Genomic DNA, 17,692 nt, shown 5'->3' on the forward strand with positions numbered 1-17,692 from the left:
GGAGTCGAAGAGATGGGTCAGAAAGTACATCCCATTGGCATTCGCCTGGGAATCGTCAAGGAGCACACCTCCGTCTGGTACGCAGACGGTCGGACTTATGCGGACTACTTGTTCGCAGATCTGAAAGTGCGTGAGTATCTCCAAGACAAACTAAAAAGCGCGTCCGTAAGCCGTATCGATATCCATCGTCCGGCCCAAACTGCACGCATCACCATCCACACCGCTCGTCCAGGTATCGTTATCGGGAAGAAAGGTGAAGATGTTGAGAAACTGCGTCAGGACCTGACCAAGCAAATGGGTGTGCCTGTGCACATCAATATCGAAGAGATCCGCAAGCCGGAGCTCGACGGTATGCTGGTTGCGCAGAGCGTAGCTCAGCAGCTGGAGCGTCGCGTAATGTTCCGTCGCGCTATGAAGCGCGCAGTACAGAACGCCATGCGCATTGGTGCCAAAGGCATCAAAATCCAAGTGAGCGGTCGTCTCGGCGGTGCTGAAATCGCACGTACTGAATGGTATCGCGAAGGTCGTGTGCCACTGCACACCCTGCGTGCCGACATCGACTATGCCAACTACGAAGCTCACACCACCTACGGTGTGATCGGTGTAAAGGTTTGGATCTTCAAAGGCGAAGTAATTGGTGGTCGCCAAGAAGAGCTGAAACCACAAGCACCAGCGCCTCGTAAAAAAGCTGCTAAGTAAGGGGTACGCCAAATGTTGCAACCAAAGCGTACGAAGTTCCGCAAGCAGATGACCGGCCACAACCGTGGTCTGGCACTGCGCGGTAGCAAAGTCAGCTTCGGCGAGTTCGCGCTGAAGTCTGTTGCTCGTGGTCGTCTCACCGCTCGTCAGATCGAGTCAGCGCGTCGTGCTCTGACCCGTCACGTAAAACGTGGCGGCAAGATCTGGATCCGTGTATTCCCGGACAAGCCGATCTCCAAGAAACCTCTCGAGGTTCGTATGGGTAAAGGTAAGGGTAACGTGGAGTACTGGGTTGCCCAGATTCAGCCAGGCAAAGTCCTGTATGAAATCGAGGGTGTTTCTGAAGAGCTGGCGCGTGAGGCTTTCGCCCTGGCTGCTGCAAAGCTGCCGCTCGCCACCTCCTTTGTTAAACGGACGGTGATGTGATGAAAGCGAATGAACTTCGTGAAAAATCCGCACAGCAGCTGAACGAGCAACTGCTCGGCTTGCTGCGCGACCAGTTCAATCTGCGCATGCAGAAAGCAACTGGCCAGTTGGGGCAGTCTCATCTGCTCTCGCAAGTTAAGCGTGACATCGCTCGCGTGAAGACTGTGCTCAACCAGCAGGCAGGTAAGTGATCATGGCTGAAGCCGAAAAAACTGTCCGTACGCTGACTGGCCGTGTTGTCAGCGACAAGATGGACAAAACCATCACCGTTCTGATCGAGCGTCGCGTTAAGCACCCGATCTACGGTAAATACGTTAAGCGTTCGACTAAGCTGCACGCGCACGACGAAACCAATCAGTGCCACATCGGCGACAAAGTCACTATTCGTGAAACTCGTCCGATGGCCAAGACCAAGTCTTGGGCGCTGGTTGATGTTCTCGAACGCGCTGTGGAAGTCTAAGGGCTAGGGGTCGGAGAAATTATATGATTCAGACTCAATCCATGCTCGATGTGGCCGATAACAGCGGCGCTCGCCGCGTTATGTGCATCAAGGTGCTGGGTGGCTCCCATCGTCGTTACGCTGGTATCGGTGACATCATCAAAGTTACCGTGAAGGAAGCAATTCCTCGCGGTAAAGTGAAAAAAGGCCAAGTGATGACTGCTGTTGTAGTCCGCACTCGTCACGGCGTACGTCGTGCTGATGGCTCCATTATCCGCTTTGATGGCAACGCTGCTGTTCTTCTGAACAACAAGCAAGAGCCGATCGGCACCCGTATCTTTGGGCCAGTGACCCGTGAACTTCGTACTGAGAAGTTCATGAAGATCGTCTCGCTCGCCCCAGAAGTGCTGTAAGGAGATCCGACATGCAAAAGATTCGTCGTGACGACGAGATCATCGTGATCGCCGGCAAAGACAAAGGTAAGCGCGGTAAGGTGCTGAAGGTTCTTGCTGACAACCGTCTGGTTGTTGGTGGTCTGAACCTGGTCAAGCGTCATACCAAGCCTAACCCGATGTCGGGCGTACAGGGCGGTATCGTCGAGAAAGAAGCGCCACTGCACGCTTCCAACGTCGCCATCTTCAACGGCGAAACCAACAAGGCTGACCGCGTTGGTTTCAAAGTAGAAGACGGTAAGAAAATTCGTGTCTTCAAGTCGACCCAAAAAGCGGTTGATGCTTGAACACTGCTAGGTAGAAGACCATGGCACGACTAAAAGAGATTTACCGGAAGGAAATCGCTCCGAAACTTAAGGAAGAACTTAAGCTTTCGAACGTGATGGAAGTTCCGCGCGTTACCAAAATCACCCTGAACATGGGTCTGGGCGAAGCGATCGGCGACAAAAAAGTCATCGAGCACGCTGTTGCTGACCTGGAAAAGATCACCGGCCAAAAAGTCGTTGTGACCTACGCTCGTAAATCCATCGCTGGCTTTAAAGTCCGTGAAGGATGGCCGATCGGCGTCAAAGTGACTCTGCGCCGTGAGCGTATGTACGAGTTCCTGGATCGTCTGCTGTCGATCTCCCTGCCTCGGGTTCGCGACTTCCGCGGCCTGAATGCCAAGTCCTTCGATGGTCGTGGCAACTACAGCATGGGCGTGAAAGAGCAGATCATTTTCCCGGAAATCGACTACGACAAGATCGATGCTCTCCGCGGTCTGGACATTACCCTGACCACCACTGCCAAGAACGATGATGAAGGCCGCGCTCTGCTGCGTGCTTTCAAATTCCCGTTCCGCAACTGATTGGAGTAGGAAAATGGCCAAGAAGAGCATGAAAAACCGTGAGCTGAAGCGTCAGCTCACTGTTGCCAAGTACGCCACCAAGCGTGCAGCGCTGAAAGCTATCATCGTTGATCTGAACGCAAGTCCAGAAGCGCGTTGGGAAGCTACCGTAGCTCTGCAGAAGCAACCACGTGACGCAAGCGCTTCGCGCATGCGTAACCGTTGCCGCCTGACTGGTCGTCCGCATGGCGTTTACCGCAAGTTCGGCCTCGGCCGTAACAAACTGCGTGAAGCGGCAATGCGTGGTGACGTTCCAGGTCTGGTTAAAGCCAGCTGGTAATCGCTGTCAAAGCCTCGATGATCGGGTTTGCAAGAACCTGACCATCGGTGGCCTTGAATCTGAATCAAGCCCCTTTTGGGGCTTGATTCATTTCTGGGGTGTGTCTAGAATGACCGGCTCGCCTGAGCCCGTGTTTTTCACGCCCGGAATTTCTCGGCGACAAGTAGTAGCCGCAAGGCTAATTTTTCTGTATTAGGAGCGTCTAGCCCATGAGTATGCAGGACCCGTTAGCGGACATGCTAACTCGAATCCGTAATGCCCAGATGGCTGAAAAGTCTGTCGTAAGCATGCCGTCTTCCACGTTGAAGGTGGCTGTAGCAAAAGTCCTGAAGGACGAAGGTTACATCGCGGATTTTCAGATCACCACCGACGCTAAGCCGTCGTTGTCCATCTCGCTGAAGTACTTCGAAGGCCGTCCGGTCATCGAGGAAGTGAAGCGCGTTAGTCGTCCAGGCCTGCGTCAGTACAAGTCCGTTGAAGATCTGCCAAAAGTTCGTGGCGGTCTCGGCGTGTCTATCGTCTCCACCAACAAAGGTGTGATGACGGATCGTGCTGCGCGCGCTGCCGGTGTCGGCGGCGAAGTTCTTTGCACTGTGTTCTAAGGGGGGATAAGCATGTCTCGCGTCGCTAAGAACCCCGTTAAGCTGCCAGCCGGTGTCGAAGTCAAATTCGCAGGCCAACAGCTTTCGGTGAAGGGTGCCAAGGGTACTCTTGAACTGAACATCCATTCGTCCGTTGAGATCGTTGAAGAAGCTGGTGAGCTGCGTTTCGCTGCTCGCAATGGCGATCAACAAACTCGCGCAATGGCCGGTACCACGCGTGCGTTGGTAAACAACATGGTCCAAGGCGTAAGCCAAGGCTTCGAGCGCAAGCTCCAGCTGGTCGGTGTTGGTTACAAGGCGCAAGCAAAAGGTCAGGTGCTGAACCTGGCTCTTGGCTTCTCGCACCCAGTGGATTACGAACTGCCGCAAGGCATCACCGCTGAGACTCCTAGCCAGACCGATATCCTGATCAAGGGCATCGACAAGCAGCTGGTAGGTCAAGTGGCCGCTGAGATCCGCGACTTCCGTCCACCAGAGCCGTACAAAGGCAAAGGTGTGCGCTACGCGGACGAAGTCGTCCGTCGTAAAGAAGCCAAGAAGAAGTAGGGCATAGCAAATGACCGACAAAAAAGTTACTCGACTGCGTCGCGCTCGCAAAGCACGCCTGAAAATGCACGAACTCGAAGTCGTGCGTCTCTGCGTGTTCCGCTCGTCGCAGCACATCTACGCCCAGGTCATCTCGGCCGACGGCAACAAAGTCCTGGCAAGCGCCTCGACTTTGGATAAAGAACTGCGTGATGGCGCCACTGGCAACATCGACGCGGCCACAAAGGTTGGCCAGCTGGTCGCTACGCGTGCTAAGGCCGCTGGCGTCTCGCAAGTGGCTTTCGACCGCTCTGGCTTCAAGTACCATGGCCGCGTTAAAGCGCTGGCTGATGCTGCTCGTGAAGCTGGGCTGGAGTTCTAAGTTATGTCAAATAACGACCAAAAGCGCGACGAAGGCTACATTGAGAAGCTGGTTCAAGTTAACCGCGTAGCCAAAACCGTTAAAGGCGGCCGTATCTTCACTTTCACCGCGTTGACCGTGGTTGGTGATGGTAAAGGGCGTGTTGGCTTCGGCCGTGGCAAGTCGCGTGAAGTGCCTGCTGCGATCCAGAAGGCAATGGAAGCTGCTCGCCGCAACATGATTCAAGTTGACCTGAACGGCACCACCCTGCAGTACGCTATGAAGTCCGCTCACGGCGCTTCGAAGGTGTACATGCAGCCTGCTTCTGAAGGTACCGGTATCATCGCTGGCGGCGCTATGCGTGCTGTCCTCGAAGTTGCTGGCGTTCAGAACGTTCTGGCCAAGTGCTACGGCTCGACTAACCCGGTAAACGTGGTTCACGCCACTTTCAAGGGTCTGAAAGCCATGCAATCTCCTGAGTCCATTGCTGCCAAGCGTGGCTTGACTGTCAAGGAGATCTTCTGATCATGGCTACCGTTAAAGTTACGCTGATCAAAAGCATGACCGGCCGCATCCCTAACCACAAACTGTGCGTTAAGGGTCTGGGTCTGCGTCGCATCGGTCACACTGTAGAAGTCCAGGATACTCCCGAGAATCGCGGGATGATCAACAAGGCTTACTACATGCTGCGTGTCGAGGGTTAATCGATGAAACTCAATGATCTGAGTCCAGCGCCGGGTTCCCGTCGCGAAAAGCATCGTCCGGGCCGTGGTATCGGTAGCGGTTTGGGTAAGACTGGTGGCCGTGGCCACAAAGGTCAAACCTCCCGCTCCGGTGGCACCATTGCTCCAGGCTTTGAAGGCGGTCAACAGCCGCTGCATCGTCGCCTGCCGAAGTTCGGTTTCGTTTCCCTGAAAGCCATGGACCGCGCAGAAGTGCGTCTGTCCGAACTGGCTAAAGTGGAAGGCGACATCGTCACCGTGCAGTCCCTGAAAGATGCCAACGTGATCAACGTCAACGTACAGCGTGTGAAAATCATGCTGTCCGGTGAAGTGACTCGCGCTGTCACTATCGGCAAGGGAATCGGCGCCACCAAAGGTGCGCGTGCGGCTATCGAAGCAGCTGGCGGCAAGTTCGAGGAATAAATGGCTAAGCAAGGTGCTCTCTCTGCGCTCGGCAAAGGCGGTATGTCTGAACTCTGGGCTCGTCTGCGTTTTCTGTTCCTGGCGATTATCGTCTACCGAATAGGCGCACACATCCCGGTTCCAGGTATCAACCCGGACCGACTCGCAGACCTGTTTCGACAGAATGAGGGGACCATTCTTAGCTTGTTCAACATGTTCTCCGGCGGCGCGCTGGAACGGATGAGCATCTTTGCACTGGGGATCATGCCGTACATTTCGGCATCGATCATCATGCAACTGATGACCGCCGTCAGCCCGCAGCTGGAGCAGTTGAAGAAGGAAGGTGAAGCTGGCCGTCGCAAGATCAGCCAGTACACCCGCTACGGCACCGTCGTCCTCGCTCTCGTTCAGGCTATTGGCATGTCCATTGGTCTGGCGGGGCAGGGCGTTGCGTTCACTGGTGACTTTGGCTTCCATTTCGTCGCGGTATCCACTTTTGTGGCCGGTGCGATGTTTATGATGTGGCTGGGTGAGCAGATTACTGAGCGTGGTGTAGGCAACGGTATCTCGATGTTGATTTTTTCGGGTATCGTCGCCGGTCTTCCGAGAGCGATCGGGCAGTCTTTCGAGTCTGCGCGTCAGGGTGATATCAATATCTTCGCCTTGGTTGCCATCGGTTTGCTGGCAGTAGCGATTATCGGTTTCGTGGTGTTCATTGAGCGTGGTCAGCGTCGTATTGCTGTTCACTACGCCAAGCGTCAGCAGGGCCGCAAGGTTTTTGCTGCGCAGACAAGCCACTTGCCGCTGAAGGTGAACATGGCCGGTGTTATTCCGGCTATTTTCGCGAGCAGCATTTTGCTGTTCCCGGCTTCGTTGGGTGCCTGGTTTGGTCAGTCTGAAGGTATGGGCTGGTTGCAGGACATCTCGCAGTCGATCGCTCCTGGTCAGCCGTTGAATATTCTGCTGTTTAGTGCAGGGATTATTTTCTTCTGCTTCTTCTATACGGCGTTGATGTTCAATCCGAAAGACGTAGCGGAAAACCTGAAGAAGTCCGGTGCCTTTATTCCGGGCATCCGTCCAGGTGAGCAGTCTGCGCGCTATATTGATGGCGTTCTGACTCGCTTGACCATGTTCGGTGCTCTTTACATGACGGCCGTGTGCCTGTTGCCCCAGTTTCTGGTGGTTGCAGCAAACGTTCCGTTCTACCTTGGCGGGACCTCGTTGCTGATCGTGGTCGTGGTTGTGATGGACTTCATGTCCCAAGTACAATCGCACCTCGTTTCGCACCAGTACGAATCCCTGATGAAGAAAGCCAACCTGAAGGGTTACGGCAGCGGCATGTTGCGCTGAGTACCCATAAGGTTCGAGGAGTTGGTGATGAAAGTTCGTGCATCGGTGAAAAAGCTGTGCCGTAACTGCAAGATTATTCGCCGCGAAGGTGTTGTTCGAGTAATTTGCAGCGCGGAACCGCGTCACAAACAGCGCCAAGGCTGAGTGTGATTGTGCTTCAAGCCCGGCAGCTAGTGCGCTGCCGGGTTGATTATTTGTTATTACAGCGATATTATCTCGCGCCCTATTTCTTGGCTTCCGGGGCGTAGGTAGCTGTCAATTGGAGTCCCACTGAATGGCCCGTATTGCAGGCGTTAACATTCCAGATAACAAGCATACTGTTATCTCGCTGACCTACATCTATGGTGTCGGTCGCACTACTGCACAGAAAATCTGTGCAGATACTGGGGTAAACCCAGCAGCAAAGATCAAAGATCTGAGCGACGAGCAAATTGAACAGCTGCGTGGCGAAGTGGCGAAGTTCACCACTGAAGGTGACCTGCGTCGCGAAATCAACATGAAAATCAAGCGCTTGATGGACCTCGGTTGCTATCGCGGTCTGCGTCATCGTCGCGGTCTTCCAGTGCGCGGTCAGCGTACCAAGACCAACGCGCGTACCCGTAAAGGTCCGCGTAAGCCGATCCGCAAGTAATCGCCCCAGCGAATCGACAGGAATTTAATCATGGCAAAACCTGCTGCTCGTCCTCGTAAAAAAGTTAAAAAGACAGTGGTTGATGGCATCGCCCACATCCATGCTTCTTTTAACAACACCATCGTGACCATTACCGACCGTCAAGGTAACGCTCTTTCCTGGGCTACCTCCGGTGGTTCGGGTTTCCGCGGTTCCCGCAAGTCCACCCCGTTCGCTGCTCAAGTAGCTGCTGAGCGTGCTGGTCAAGCTGCGCTGGAATACGGCCTGAAAAACCTCGACGTTAACGTCAAGGGTCCAGGTCCAGGTCGTGAATCCGCAGTCCGCGCTTTGAACGGCTGTGGCTACAAGATCGCCAGCATCACCGACGTGACGCCAATCCCGCACAACGGGTGCCGTCCGCCGAAGAAGCGCCGCGTGTAATCCAGGAGATTGTAAAGAATGGCTCGTTACATTGGTCCAAAATGCAAACTCGCTCGTCGCGAAGGCACCGATCTCTTCCTGAAGAGCGGCGTGCGCGCGATCGAATCGAAGTGCAACATTGAAGCAGCACCTGGTATCCACGGCCAACGCCGCGGTCGCCAGTCCGACTACGGCACCCAACTGCGTGAAAAGCAGAAGGTCCGTCGTATTTATGGCGTTCTCGAGCGTCAGTTCAGCGGCTACTACAAAGAAGCTGCTGGCAAGAAAGGTGCAACCGGTGAAAACCTGCTGCAACTGCTCGAATGCCGTCTGGACAACGTTGTATACCGTATGGGCTTTGGTTCGACTCGTGCCGAATCCCGTCAGCTGGTATCGCACAAGTCGATCAGCGTTAACGGTCAGACCGTAAACGTTCCGTCGTATCAGGTTCGTGCTGGTGACGTGGTCGCAGTTCGCGAGAAAGCAAAAAACCAACTTCGCATTGTCCAAGCTCTCGATCTGTGTGCCCAACGTGGCCGCGTAGAATGGGTAGAAGTAGACACTGAGAAGAAGTCGGGCGTTTTCAAGAACGTTCCTGCTCGCAGTGATCTGTCCGCCGACATCAACGAAAGCCTGATTGTCGAGCTCTACTCCAAGTAAGGGCTAGAAAATAGGTGCATCCATGCAGATTTCGGTAAATGAGTTCCTGACACCCCGCCATATTGATGTGCAGGTTGTCAGTCCAACCCGCGCCAAGATCACTCTCGAGCCTCTCGAGCGTGGTTTTGGCCACACCCTGGGCAACGCGCTGCGCCGCATCCTGTTGTCCTCAATGCCCGGCTGCGCAGTAGTCGAGGCCGAGATTGACGGTGTGCTCCACGAGTACAGCGCCATCGAAGGTGTACAGGAAGACGTAATTGAAATCCTGTTGAACCTTAAAGGTCTGGCCATCAAGCTGCACGGTCGTGACGAAGTTACGCTGACCTTGTCGAAGAAGGGTTCGGGGGTGGTTACCGCTGCCGATATTCAGCTGGATCATGATGTCGAGATCGTTAATCCCGATCACGTAATCGCTAACCTGGCGTCTAACGGCGCCCTGAACATGAAGCTCACCGTAGCTCGTGGTCGTGGTTATGAACCAGCCGACTCGCGTCAGAGCGATGAAGACGAAAGCCGCAGCATCGGTCGCTTGCAGCTAGACTCTTCGTTCAGCCCGGTTCGCCGTATCGCATACGTGGTGGAAAACGCCCGTGTCGAGCAGCGTACCAACCTGGACAAGCTGGTTATTGATCTGGAAACCAACGGTACTCTGGATCCTGAAGAGGCTATCCGCCGCGCTGCAACCATCCTGCAACAGCAGTTGGCTGCGTTCGTCGACCTCAAAGGTGACAGTGAGCCAGTGGTTGTCGAGCAGGAAGACGAGATCGATCCGATCCTGCTTCGCCCGGTTGACGATCTGGAACTGACTGTACGTTCGGCTAACTGCCTTAAGGCGGAAAACATCTACTACATCGGCGACCTGATTCAGCGCACCGAAGTAGAGCTGTTGAAGACTCCGAACCTGGGCAAGAAATCCTTGACTGAAATCAAGGACGTTCTGGCCTCCCGCGGTCTGTCCCTCGGCATGCGCCTCGACAACTGGCCGCCTGCAAGTCTTAAGAAGGACGACAAGGCGACTGCCTGATCGTCGTAATCACCGAACGTAGTGTTTGGTAAGGAATGAACCATGCGTCATCGTAAAAGTGGGCGTCACCTGAGCCGCACCAGCTCGCACCGCAAGGCCATGTTCCAGAACATGGCGGTGTCGCTGTTCGAGCACGAGCTGATCAAAACTACTCTGCCAAAAGCCAAAGAACTGCGCCGCGTTGCCGAGCCGCTGATCACTCTGGCCAAGACAGACAGCCTGGCTAACCGCCGTCTGGCTTTCGACCGTACTCGTTCGAAAGCTATCGTTGGTAAGCTCTTCAACGACCTGGGCAAGCGTTACGCTACCCGTGAGGGTGGCTACCTGCGCATCCTCAAGTGCGGTTTCCGCGCTGGCGACAACGCGCCTATGGCGTACGTCGAGTTGGTTGATCGTGCTACTGCTGGCGAAGCTGTATCCGCCGAGTAAGACGTCAGTCTGAAACGAAAAACCGGGCCTAGTGCCCGGTTTTTTGTGCCCGCAAGAAAACGCGCTGTTCGTACAAGCTTCTGACATTGTTCTGTTGTCACTATGTGCCGGGAAACATAATTAGTAATTATCTATCGATGACTACAAGGTAATGAATTTGTAGGTGTCACATCGATGATCAATACTTCCCAGCAAGCCGATTAGCCGGCAGTTTCAAAGACTGACAGAGGAAGAAGACCGTATGAGCCAGATCAAAACGCTTACGACCGCCAGTGGCGCACCTGTCGCTGATAACCAGAATTCTCGCTCCGCCGGCCCTCGTGGCCCGCTGCTGCTCGACGATTTTCATCTGATCGAGAAGCTCGCCCACTTCAACCGTGAAAACATTCCTGAGCGCCGCGTGCACGCCAAGGGCTCGGGTGCTTACGGTACGTTCACCGTGACTCGTGACATCACCGAGTACACCAGCGCCAAGTTGTTTGAGTCTGTCGGCAAGCAAACCCCGACCTTCCTGCGCTTCTCCACCGTAGGGGGTGAGCGTGGTTCGGCAGACACCGAGCGTGATCCGCGCGGTTTCGCCCTGAAGTTCTACACCGAGGAAGGCAACTGGGACATCGTTGGCAACAACACCCCTGTGTTCTTCATTCGTGATCCGCTGAAGTTTCCCGACTTTATCCACACCCAGAAGCGCCTGCCGCAGAGCAACCTGAAAAGTGCCCAGATGATGTGGGACTTCTGGTCGCATTCGCCTGAAGCGTTGCACCAGGTGACCATTCTGTTTTCGGATCGCGGCATTCCCGATGGCTACCGTCACATGCACGGCTTCGGCAGCCACACCTACAGCCTGATCAATGCCAAGGGTGAGCGTCACTGGGTGAAATGGCACTACAAGACCCAGCAAGGGATCAAGAACCTGGCGCCGGCCGAAGCCGCGCGCTTGGCGGGCACCGATCCGGATTACGCCCAGCGCGATCTGTTCGAGGCGATCGAGCGTGGCGACTTCCCGAAATGGCGCGTATGCATCCAGATCATGACCGAGGCGCAAGCCGCAGCGCATTACGAGAACCCGTTCGACGTGACCAAGACCTGGTCGCAAAAGGAGTTTCCGCTGATCGAGGTCGGTGAGCTGGAGCTGAACCGTAACCCGCTCAACTATTTCGCCGAAGTCGAGCAAGCGGCATTCGGCCCGAGCAACATGGTGCCGGGTGTTGGTCTGTCGCCGGATCGCATGCTGCAAGGCCGCGTCTTCGCCTATGCGGATGCGCACCGCTACCGTGTCGGTACCAACCACCAGCAATTGCCGGTGAACGCCCCACGCAGCCCGGTGAACACTTACCAGCGCGATGGCTCGATGGCCTTCGGCAACAACGGTGGCGCTGCGCCGAACTACGAGCCAAACAGCTACATCGAGTCGCCGAAGCAGGCGCCGCACTACGCCGAGCCTGCATTGGCCTTGAGCGGTGCTGCTGACCGTTACGATCATCGCGAAGACACCGACTACTACAGCCACGCCGGTGCGCTGTTCCGCTTGATGAGCGACGAGCAGAAGGCGTTGCTGGTCAGCAATATTGCCGGCGCCATGGGCGGTGTTTCGCCGGATGTGGTTGACCGTCAGTTGCAGCATTTCTACAAAGCCGATCCGGCGTATGGAGAAGCAATCGCGAAGCTGCTTAGCGTACAGCTTAACGAAGTCTAAACGAGAAGCAGAACCGCCCTCATTGAGGGCGGTTTTTGCGTTATTTAGCCTGCTTTTCTCAGAATTTCTTCGCTTTTATTGCGCGCAAAGAGTGACCTTCCGGTCGGCTTGGTTCAAACTACAGACTTTCAAGCAGGGAGATGTAGGGCGATGCAAGGCCACCCAGACGTTATCGATTACCTCAACACGTTGCTGACCGGCGAACTGGCCGCGCGTGACCAATATTTTGTTCACTCGCGGATGTATGAGGACTGGGGTTTCACCAAGCTCTACGAACGAATCAACCACGAGATGGAAGAAGAGGCCGGTCACGCCGATGCTTTGATGCGCCGGATTCTGATGCTTGAAGGCACGCCGCGCATGCGCCCGGATGATCTTGATGTAGGCACTACCGTGCCGGAGATGCTCGAAGCCGATCTGCGTCTCGAGTACAAAGTCCGCGCCGCACTGTGCAAAGGTATTGAGCTGTGCGAGCAGCACAAGGACTACGTCAGCCGCGAGATCCTGCGTGTTCAGCTCAACGACACCGAAGAAGATCACACCTACTGGCTGGAAAAGCAGTTGGGCCTGATCAAGCTCATCGGTCTCGAGAATTACCTGCAATCCCATACCTGATTGCCAGATACAAAAAAGCCCCTGTCACTGGAGAAGTGACAGGGGCTTTTTCATGCCCGGCGATCAGGCCCGGTCGCGAATCAACAACGGCTTGAGGTAGTGCCCGGTGTGAGATTGTTTCATCTCGGCCACTTCCTCCGGCGTGCCGGTGGCGATGATCTGGCCACCCTTGGAGCCGCCTTCCGGCCCCAGATCCACCAGCCAGTCGGCAGTCTTGATCACGTCCAGGTTGTGTTCGATCACCACTACCGTGTTGCCGTGGTCGCGCAAGCGATGCAACACGTCGAGCAATTGCTGGATATCCGCGAAGTGCAGGCCGGTGGTCGGCTCATCGAGGATGTACAGGGTCTTGCCAGTGTCACGCTTGGACAGCTCCCGCGACAGCTTAACCCGCTGCGCCTCACCGCCAGACAGCGTGGTCGCCGACTGGCCGAGCTTGATGTACGACAGGCCCACATCCATCAGCGTCTGCAGCTTGCGCGCCAGCGCCGGCACCGCGTCGAAGAACTCCCGGGCTTCCTCGATGGTCATCTCGAGGGTTTCGTGGATGCTCTTGCCCTTGTATTTGATCTCAAGGGTTTCGCGGTTGTAGCGCTTGCTCTTGCACACGTCGCACGGCACGTAGATGTCTGGCAGGAAGTGCATTTCGACTTTGATCAGGCCGTCGCCCTGACACGCCTCGCAGCGGCCGCCCTTGACGTTGAACGAGAAACGCCCCGGGCCGTAACCCCGGGAGCGCGACTCGGGCACGCCGGCAAACAGTTCGCGGATCGGCGTGAACAGCCCGGTGTAAGTTGCCGGGTTGGAACGCGGCGTACGGCCGATCGGGCTCTGGTCGATATCGACAACTTTGTCGAGATGCTCCAGGCCCTTGATGCTGTCGTGCGCGGCGGCTTCCAGCGTGGTCGCGCCATTGAGGGCAGTAGCGCTCAGCGGAAACAGCGTGTTGTTGATCAGCGTCGATTTGCCCGAGCCGGAAACCCCGGTCACGCAAGTCAGCAGGCCGATCGGAATCTCCAGATCGACATTGCGCAGGTTGTTGCCACGCGCGCCCTTGAGCGACAGCGTCAGCTTTTTATTGCGCGGTGTACGTTTGGCCGGCACTTCGATCTTCACCCGGCCCGACAGGTATTTGCCGGTCAGGGAGTCCGGGTGCGCCATGACTTCGGCCGGTGTGCCTTCGGCAACGATCTGACCGCCATGCACGCCAGCCCCTGGACCGATATCCACCACGTAGTCAGCCAGACGAATGGCGTCTTCGTCGTGCTCGACCACGATCACGGTATTGCCGATATCGCGCAGGTGCTTGAGGGTGCCAAGCAGCCGGTCGTTATCGCGCTGGTGCAGGCCGATGGACGGTTCGTCGAGGATGTACAGCACCCCGACCAGGCCGGCGCCGATCTGGCTGGCCAGGCGAATCCGCTGTGCCTCGCCGCCGGACAGGGTGTCAGCGCTGCGATCGAGGGACAAATAGTCCAGGCCGACGTTGACCAGAAATTGCAGGCGCTCGCGGATTTCCTTGAGGATCTTGTCGGCGATCTCGCCACGCCGGCCGGTCATCTTCAGTTCGCCGAAGTATTCGCAGGCATCGCCGATCGGCAGGTTGGTCACTGCCGGCAGGGTTTTCTCGCCCACCCACACGTGCCGCGCTTCACGACGCAGGCGAGTGCCGCGGCAATCCGGGCAAGCCTGGGTACTGAGGAACTTGGCCAGTTCTTCACGCACGCTGGCGGATTCGGTCTCGCGGTAGCGGCGCTCAAGGTTCGGCACGATGCCTTCGAACGGGTGCGAGCGTTTGACGATATCGCCACGGTCGTTCAGGTACTTGAAGTCGACGTTGTGCGAGCCGCTGCCATGCAGAATGTACTTCTGCTGGTCGGCGGGCAGTTCGTTGAACGGCTTCTCGAGGCTGAAACCGTAATGCGCGGCCAGTGAACCGAGCATCTGGAAGTAGTAGACGTTGCGCCTGTCCCAGCCGCGAATCGCGCCTTCGGCCAGGGTCAGCTCACCGTTGACCAGGCGCTTGATGTCGAAGAACTGCTTCACGCCCAGGCCATCGCAGGTCGGACAGGCGCCGGCCGGGTTGTTGAAGGAGAACAGCTTCGGTTCCAGTTCGCTGATCGCGTGGCCGCAGATCGGGCAGGCGAAGCGCGCAGAGAAAATCATCTCTTCGCCCGGCTCGTCGTCCATCGGTGCCACCAGAGCGATGCCGTCCGCCAGTTTCAGCGCGGTTTCGAACGACTCGGCCAGACGCTGTTGCAGATCGGCGCGGACCTTGAAGCGGTCGACGATCACATCGATCGAGTGCTTCTTCTGTTTATCCAGTTTCGGCAGTTCATCGAGCTCGCAGATGCGCCCGTTGACCCGCGCGCGGACGAAGCCCTGGGCGCGCAGTTCTTCGAACACCGACAAGTGTTCGCCCTTGCGCTCGCGGATCACCGGCGCCAGCAGCATCAGTTTGCTGCCCTCCGGCTGAGCCAGCACCAGGTCGACCATTTGGCTGACGGTCTGCGCTTCCAGCGGAATGTCGTGATCCGGGCAGCGCGGCGTACCCACGCGCGCATAAAGCAGACGCAGATAATCGTAGATTTCAGTGATGGTGCCGACCGTGGAGCGCGGGTTATGCGAGGTCGACTTTTGTTCGATGGAGATCGCCGGCGACAAGCCTTCGATGGTGTCGACGTCGGGTTTTTCCATCATCGACAGGAACTGTCGGGCGTAGGCCGACAGGGATTCGACATAGCGGCGCTGACCTTCGGCGTATAACGTGTCGAAGGCCAGGGACGACTTGCCGGATCCGGACAGGCCGGTGATGACGATCAGTTTGTCCCGTGGCAGGGTCAGGTCGATGTTCTTCAGGTTGTGGGTACGGGCCCCACGTATCAGGATCTTGTCCAAAGTGGCCTCGCTCGGCGGGCGTCGAAAACATAGGAGTATACGGGCAAATACTGGATGGATGCACACTATCAAGCGAAGGGTTTTGACCTTACATGAAGAGAGTTTCATCTATACGCGTCATAGCGTCGCGATATACCCCGTCTTTCGATGGGACTGGTAGAATCGCCGCCGGTTCACACGAGGTTTTTCCATGCACGATCCCCACAGCGAACGCATGAGTGGCAGCGAGACCCGCGCGGCGAGCGGTCTGGCCCTGGTGTTCGCCTTCCGTATGCTTGGCATGTTCATGGTGTTGCCGGTATTGGCGACCTATGGCATGGATCTGGCGGGAGCGACTCCGGCCCTGATCGGCCTGGCCATCGGTGCCTACGGCCTGACCCAGGCGATTTTCCAGATTCCGTTCGGGATCATTTCCGACCGCATCGGCCGACGTCCGGTGATCTATCTCGGCCTGATCGTGTTCGCCCTCGGCAGTGTCCTGGCCGCACAGGCCGATTCGATTTGGGGCGTGATCGCCGGCCGCATCCTGCAGGGCGCCGGGGCAATTTCCGCCGCAGTCATGGCATTGCTTTCCGACCTGACCCGCGAACAGCATCGCACCAAGGCCATGGCAATGATCGGCATGACCATCGGTCTGTCGTTCGCCGTGGCGATGGTGGTCGGTCCGCTGTTGACCCGTGCCTTCGGTTTGTCCGGGCTGTTTCTCGCCACCGGCGGCATGGCGCTGGTTGGCATCCTGATCATCCTGTTCATGGTGCCGAAGTCCACCGGGCCGTTGCAGCACCGCGAGTCCGGCGTGGCGCGTCAGGCCTTGCTGCCAACGCTCAAACATCCGGATCTGTTGCGCCTGGACCTGGGCATCTTCGTCTTGCATGCCATGTTGATGTCGAGCTTCGTCGCCTTGCCGCTGGCGCTGGTGGAAAAGGCCGGGCTGCCCAAAGAACAACACTGGTGGGTCTACCTGACCGCGCTGCTGATCTCCTTCTTCGCCATGATCCCGTTCATCATCTACGGCGAGAAGAAACGCAAAATGAAACGAATTTTGCTCGGCGCCGTCCTGACGTTGATGCTCACTGAGCTATTCTTCTGGCAGTTCGGTGACAGCTTGCGGGCGCTGGTGATCGGCACGGTGGTGTTCTTCACCGCGTTCAATCTGCTGGAAGCTTCGCTGCCGTCGCTGATCAGCAAGGTGTCACCGGCAGGCGGGAAGGGCACGGCGATGGGCGTGTATTCCACCAGCCAGTTCCTCGGTTCGGCACTCGGCGGGATCCTCGGCGGCTGGCTGTTTCAGCATGGCGGTCTGTCGGTTGTGTTCCTTGGATGTGCCGGTCTGGCTGCCATCTGGCTGGCCTTTGCTGTTACCATGCGCGAACCTCCCTACGTGACGAGCCTGCGCTTGCCGTTGTCGCCCGAGGCGATCCGCGAAGCGGGTCTGGTCGAGCGCCTCAAGGCCCTCGTAGGGGTAACAGATGCAGTGATAGTTGCTGATGAAGCGGCTGTTTACATCAAACTGGACAAAGAATTAGTGGATCGCGACACCCTCGAACGCCTGGTGAACAACCCGGCCGAGGCTGCTTGCGAAGCCTAGGAGAACGTTATGGCCCGTGGGGTTAACAAAGTCATATTGGTCGGCACTTGCGGCCAGGATCCCGAAGTTCGCTACCTGCCTAACGGTAACGCCGTGACCAACCTGAGTCTGGCAACCAGCGAACAGTGGACCGACAAGCAAACCGGTCAGAAGGTCGAGAAGACCGAATGGCACCGTGTTTCGATGTTCGGCAAGGTTGCGGAAATCGCCGGCGAATACCTGCGTAAAGGTTCGCAGGTGTACATCGAAGGCAAGCTGCAAACCCGCGAGTGGGAAAAAGACGGTATCAAGCGTTACACCACCGAAATCGTGGTCGACATGCAAGGCACCATGCAACTGCTCGGCGGTCGTCCACAACAGGGTGACCAGCAAGGCGGTGGCAACAACTACCAGCAGCAGGCACCACGCCAGCAGGCTCCACGCCCGCAGCAGTCGGCTCCGCAACAGCGCCCGGCACCCGCTCCACAGCAAGCCGCGCCGCAACCGGCTCCGGATTTCGACAGCTTCGATGACGATATTCCGTTCTAGACAACACCTTAGATATTTTTGTAAAGTTTTCCCAGAAAACCCCCGCCATGCGGGGGTTTTCTCGTTTTATGGGTGTAAAA

Annotated in this window: 26 protein-coding genes; 25 read left to right on the forward strand and 1 reads right to left on the reverse strand. The window is 56.7% G+C overall.

From position 1 onward, the window contains the following. Nucleotides 1-12: 12 nt before the first annotated feature. From rpsC to bfr, 23 genes are all read left to right on the forward strand, one after another. Nucleotides 13-699, forward strand: a complete 687-nt coding sequence (gene rpsC, locus J5M57_RS09010) for a 30S ribosomal protein S3 (protein WP_003176422.1) — start codon at nt 13-15, stop codon at nt 697-699. 12 nt (nt 700-711) lie between these two features. Further along, nucleotides 712-1,125 carry a 50S ribosomal protein L16 gene (gene rplP / locus J5M57_RS09015; RefSeq protein ID WP_003228729.1) on the forward strand — a complete coding sequence of 138 codons (414 nt, stop codon included), beginning with the start codon at nt 712-714 and terminating at the stop codon, nt 1,123-1,125. After that, nucleotides 1,125-1,316 (forward strand): 50S ribosomal protein L29, encoded by a 192-nt coding sequence (gene rpmC / locus J5M57_RS09020; RefSeq protein WP_002555481.1) that lies wholly within the window; start codon nt 1,125-1,127, stop codon nt 1,314-1,316. Before rplP ends, rpmC begins: the two co-directional genes overlap by 1 nt. 2 nt (nt 1,317-1,318) lie before the next feature. Further along, on the forward strand, nt 1,319-1,585 hold the full coding sequence (gene rpsQ, locus J5M57_RS09025; RefSeq protein ID WP_003194644.1) for a 30S ribosomal protein S17: 267 nt from the start codon (nt 1,319-1,321) through the stop codon (nt 1,583-1,585). Between the two features lie 23 nt (nt 1,586-1,608). After that, a complete protein-coding gene (gene rplN, locus J5M57_RS09030) occupies nt 1,609-1,977 on the forward strand; it encodes a 50S ribosomal protein L14 (RefSeq protein ID WP_002555479.1) in 369 nt (122 codons plus the stop codon). Nucleotides 1,978-1,988: 11 nt separating this feature from the next. Then, complete coding sequence (gene rplX, locus J5M57_RS09035) at nt 1,989-2,303, forward strand: 50S ribosomal protein L24 (RefSeq protein WP_003186046.1); 315 nt, start codon at nt 1,989-1,991, stop codon at nt 2,301-2,303. 20 nt (nt 2,304-2,323) lie between these two features. Continuing rightward, nucleotides 2,324-2,863 (forward strand): 50S ribosomal protein L5, encoded by a 540-nt coding sequence (gene rplE, locus J5M57_RS09040; RefSeq protein ID WP_003210069.1) that lies wholly within the window; start codon nt 2,324-2,326, stop codon nt 2,861-2,863. A 13-nt stretch (nt 2,864-2,876) separates the two neighbouring features. Continuing rightward, entirely contained in the window at nt 2,877-3,182 is a 306-nt protein-coding gene (gene rpsN / locus J5M57_RS09045) for a 30S ribosomal protein S14 (protein WP_003228726.1), read from the forward strand. A gap of 209 nt (nt 3,183-3,391) precedes the next feature. Further along, nucleotides 3,392-3,784, forward strand: a complete 393-nt coding sequence (gene rpsH / locus J5M57_RS09050; RefSeq protein WP_007966178.1) for a 30S ribosomal protein S8 — start codon at nt 3,392-3,394, stop codon at nt 3,782-3,784. Nucleotides 3,785-3,796: 12 nt separating this feature from the next. Next, nucleotides 3,797-4,330, forward strand: a complete 534-nt coding sequence (gene rplF, locus J5M57_RS09055; protein WP_007966176.1) for a 50S ribosomal protein L6 — start codon at nt 3,797-3,799, stop codon at nt 4,328-4,330. A 10-nt stretch (nt 4,331-4,340) separates the two neighbouring features. Further along, nucleotides 4,341-4,691, forward strand: coding sequence for a 50S ribosomal protein L18 (rplR, locus tag J5M57_RS09060; protein WP_003186037.1), 351 nt, complete (start codon nt 4,341-4,343; stop codon nt 4,689-4,691). A gap of 3 nt (nt 4,692-4,694) precedes the next feature. After that, entirely contained in the window at nt 4,695-5,195 is a 501-nt protein-coding gene (rpsE, locus tag J5M57_RS09065; RefSeq protein ID WP_003176409.1) for a 30S ribosomal protein S5, read from the forward strand. A 2-nt stretch (nt 5,196-5,197) separates the two neighbouring features. Further along, entirely contained in the window at nt 5,198-5,374 is a 177-nt protein-coding gene (rpmD, locus tag J5M57_RS09070) for a 50S ribosomal protein L30 (protein ID WP_003176408.1), read from the forward strand. A 3-nt stretch (nt 5,375-5,377) separates the two neighbouring features. After that, on the forward strand, nt 5,378-5,815 hold the full coding sequence (rplO, locus tag J5M57_RS09075; protein ID WP_003228720.1) for a 50S ribosomal protein L15: 438 nt from the start codon (nt 5,378-5,380) through the stop codon (nt 5,813-5,815). After that, nucleotides 5,816-7,144 carry a preprotein translocase subunit SecY gene (gene secY / locus J5M57_RS09080; protein ID WP_003228718.1) on the forward strand — a complete coding sequence of 443 codons (1,329 nt, stop codon included), beginning with the start codon at nt 5,816-5,818 and terminating at the stop codon, nt 7,142-7,144. A 27-nt stretch (nt 7,145-7,171) separates the two neighbouring features. Further along, the gene (gene rpmJ / locus J5M57_RS09085) at nt 7,172-7,288 is read left to right on the forward strand and encodes a 50S ribosomal protein L36 (protein ID WP_002555468.1); all 117 of its coding nucleotides are present in this window, start codon (nt 7,172-7,174) and stop codon (nt 7,286-7,288) included. Between the two features lie 130 nt (nt 7,289-7,418). Further along, the gene (rpsM, locus tag J5M57_RS09090; RefSeq protein ID WP_008374135.1) at nt 7,419-7,775 is read left to right on the forward strand and encodes a 30S ribosomal protein S13; all 357 of its coding nucleotides are present in this window, start codon (nt 7,419-7,421) and stop codon (nt 7,773-7,775) included. Between the two features lie 30 nt (nt 7,776-7,805). Further along, nucleotides 7,806-8,195: a 30S ribosomal protein S11 gene (gene rpsK / locus J5M57_RS09095; protein ID WP_002555466.1), complete on the forward strand. Its 390-nt coding sequence runs from the start codon at nt 7,806-7,808 to the stop codon at nt 8,193-8,195. Between the two features lie 18 nt (nt 8,196-8,213). After that, on the forward strand, nt 8,214-8,834 hold the full coding sequence (gene rpsD / locus J5M57_RS09100; RefSeq protein WP_003176404.1) for a 30S ribosomal protein S4: 621 nt from the start codon (nt 8,214-8,216) through the stop codon (nt 8,832-8,834). A gap of 22 nt (nt 8,835-8,856) precedes the next feature. Next, nucleotides 8,857-9,858 carry a DNA-directed RNA polymerase subunit alpha gene (gene rpoA / locus J5M57_RS09105; RefSeq protein WP_003186012.1) on the forward strand — a complete coding sequence of 334 codons (1,002 nt, stop codon included), beginning with the start codon at nt 8,857-8,859 and terminating at the stop codon, nt 9,856-9,858. A 42-nt stretch (nt 9,859-9,900) separates the two neighbouring features. Continuing rightward, nucleotides 9,901-10,287 carry a 50S ribosomal protein L17 gene (gene rplQ / locus J5M57_RS09110; protein WP_003176402.1) on the forward strand — a complete coding sequence of 129 codons (387 nt, stop codon included), beginning with the start codon at nt 9,901-9,903 and terminating at the stop codon, nt 10,285-10,287. Between the two features lie 241 nt (nt 10,288-10,528). Further along, on the forward strand, nt 10,529-11,983 hold the full coding sequence (locus J5M57_RS09115; RefSeq protein ID WP_207848953.1) for a catalase: 1,455 nt from the start codon (nt 10,529-10,531) through the stop codon (nt 11,981-11,983). 150 nt (nt 11,984-12,133) lie between these two features. Continuing rightward, nucleotides 12,134-12,598, forward strand: coding sequence for a bacterioferritin (gene bfr / locus J5M57_RS09120; RefSeq protein WP_003228714.1), 465 nt, complete (start codon nt 12,134-12,136; stop codon nt 12,596-12,598). 63 nt (nt 12,599-12,661) lie between these two features. Here the strand turns inward: bfr and uvrA are convergent, their stop codons facing one another. Continuing rightward, entirely contained in the window at nt 12,662-15,496 is a 2,835-nt protein-coding gene (uvrA, locus tag J5M57_RS09125; protein WP_064589460.1) for an excinuclease ABC subunit UvrA, read from the reverse strand. Between the two features lie 190 nt (nt 15,497-15,686). On the opposite strand from uvrA, the gene J5M57_RS09130 reads away from it, so the two are divergent. Together J5M57_RS09130 and J5M57_RS09135 are read left to right on the forward strand one after the other, a co-directional pair. Further along, on the forward strand, nt 15,687-17,084 hold the full coding sequence (locus tag J5M57_RS09130; protein ID WP_064589459.1) for an MFS transporter: 1,398 nt from the start codon (nt 15,687-15,689) through the stop codon (nt 17,082-17,084). Between the two features lie 9 nt (nt 17,085-17,093). Next, on the forward strand, nt 17,094-17,612 hold the full coding sequence (locus tag J5M57_RS09135; RefSeq protein WP_007966163.1) for a single-stranded DNA-binding protein: 519 nt from the start codon (nt 17,094-17,096) through the stop codon (nt 17,610-17,612). Nucleotides 17,613-17,692: the final 80 nt, after the last annotated feature.

Source organism: Pseudomonas sp. 86_A, from assembly GCF_017491705.1.
GTDB classification, from domain to species: domain Bacteria; phylum Pseudomonadota; class Gammaproteobacteria; order Pseudomonadales; family Pseudomonadaceae; genus Aquipseudomonas; species Aquipseudomonas koreensis.

Excerpts from the sequence above, each read along its gene's own strand:
- rpsC (WP_003176422.1), top strand. The coding sequence starts at position 13 with ATGGGTCAGAAAGTACATCCCATTGGCATTCGCCTGGGAATCGTCAAG.
- rplP (WP_003228729.1), top strand. The coding sequence starts at position 712 with ATGTTGCAACCAAAGCGTACGAAGTTCCGCAAGCAGATGACCGGCCAC.
- rpmC (WP_002555481.1), top strand. The coding sequence starts at position 1,125 with ATGAAAGCGAATGAACTTCGTGAAAAATCCGCACAGCAGCTGAACGAG.
- rpsQ (WP_003194644.1), top strand. The coding sequence starts at position 1,319 with ATGGCTGAAGCCGAAAAAACTGTCCGTACGCTGACTGGCCGTGTTGTC.
- rplN (WP_002555479.1), top strand. The coding sequence starts at position 1,609 with ATGATTCAGACTCAATCCATGCTCGATGTGGCCGATAACAGCGGCGCT.
- rplX (WP_003186046.1), top strand. The coding sequence starts at position 1,989 with ATGCAAAAGATTCGTCGTGACGACGAGATCATCGTGATCGCCGGCAAA.
- rplE (WP_003210069.1), top strand. The coding sequence starts at position 2,324 with ATGGCACGACTAAAAGAGATTTACCGGAAGGAAATCGCTCCGAAACTT.
- rpsN (WP_003228726.1), top strand. The coding sequence starts at position 2,877 with ATGGCCAAGAAGAGCATGAAAAACCGTGAGCTGAAGCGTCAGCTCACT.
- rpsH (WP_007966178.1), top strand. The coding sequence starts at position 3,392 with ATGAGTATGCAGGACCCGTTAGCGGACATGCTAACTCGAATCCGTAAT.
- rplF (WP_007966176.1), top strand. The coding sequence starts at position 3,797 with ATGTCTCGCGTCGCTAAGAACCCCGTTAAGCTGCCAGCCGGTGTCGAA.
- rplR (WP_003186037.1), top strand. The coding sequence starts at position 4,341 with ATGACCGACAAAAAAGTTACTCGACTGCGTCGCGCTCGCAAAGCACGC.
- rpsE (WP_003176409.1), top strand. The coding sequence starts at position 4,695 with ATGTCAAATAACGACCAAAAGCGCGACGAAGGCTACATTGAGAAGCTG.
- rpmD (WP_003176408.1), top strand. The coding sequence starts at position 5,198 with ATGGCTACCGTTAAAGTTACGCTGATCAAAAGCATGACCGGCCGCATC.
- rplO (WP_003228720.1), top strand. The coding sequence starts at position 5,378 with ATGAAACTCAATGATCTGAGTCCAGCGCCGGGTTCCCGTCGCGAAAAG.
- secY (WP_003228718.1), top strand. The coding sequence starts at position 5,816 with ATGGCTAAGCAAGGTGCTCTCTCTGCGCTCGGCAAAGGCGGTATGTCT.
- rpmJ (WP_002555468.1), top strand. The coding sequence starts at position 7,172 with ATGAAAGTTCGTGCATCGGTGAAAAAGCTGTGCCGTAACTGCAAGATT.
- rpsM (WP_008374135.1), top strand. The coding sequence starts at position 7,419 with ATGGCCCGTATTGCAGGCGTTAACATTCCAGATAACAAGCATACTGTT.
- rpsK (WP_002555466.1), top strand. The coding sequence starts at position 7,806 with ATGGCAAAACCTGCTGCTCGTCCTCGTAAAAAAGTTAAAAAGACAGTG.
- rpsD (WP_003176404.1), top strand. The coding sequence starts at position 8,214 with ATGGCTCGTTACATTGGTCCAAAATGCAAACTCGCTCGTCGCGAAGGC.
- rpoA (WP_003186012.1), top strand. The coding sequence starts at position 8,857 with ATGCAGATTTCGGTAAATGAGTTCCTGACACCCCGCCATATTGATGTG.
- rplQ (WP_003176402.1), top strand. The coding sequence starts at position 9,901 with ATGCGTCATCGTAAAAGTGGGCGTCACCTGAGCCGCACCAGCTCGCAC.
- J5M57_RS09115 (WP_207848953.1), top strand. The coding sequence starts at position 10,529 with ATGAGCCAGATCAAAACGCTTACGACCGCCAGTGGCGCACCTGTCGCT.
- bfr (WP_003228714.1), top strand. The coding sequence starts at position 12,134 with ATGCAAGGCCACCCAGACGTTATCGATTACCTCAACACGTTGCTGACC.
- J5M57_RS09130 (WP_064589459.1), top strand. The coding sequence starts at position 15,687 with ATGCACGATCCCCACAGCGAACGCATGAGTGGCAGCGAGACCCGCGCG.
- J5M57_RS09135 (WP_007966163.1), top strand. The coding sequence starts at position 17,094 with ATGGCCCGTGGGGTTAACAAAGTCATATTGGTCGGCACTTGCGGCCAG.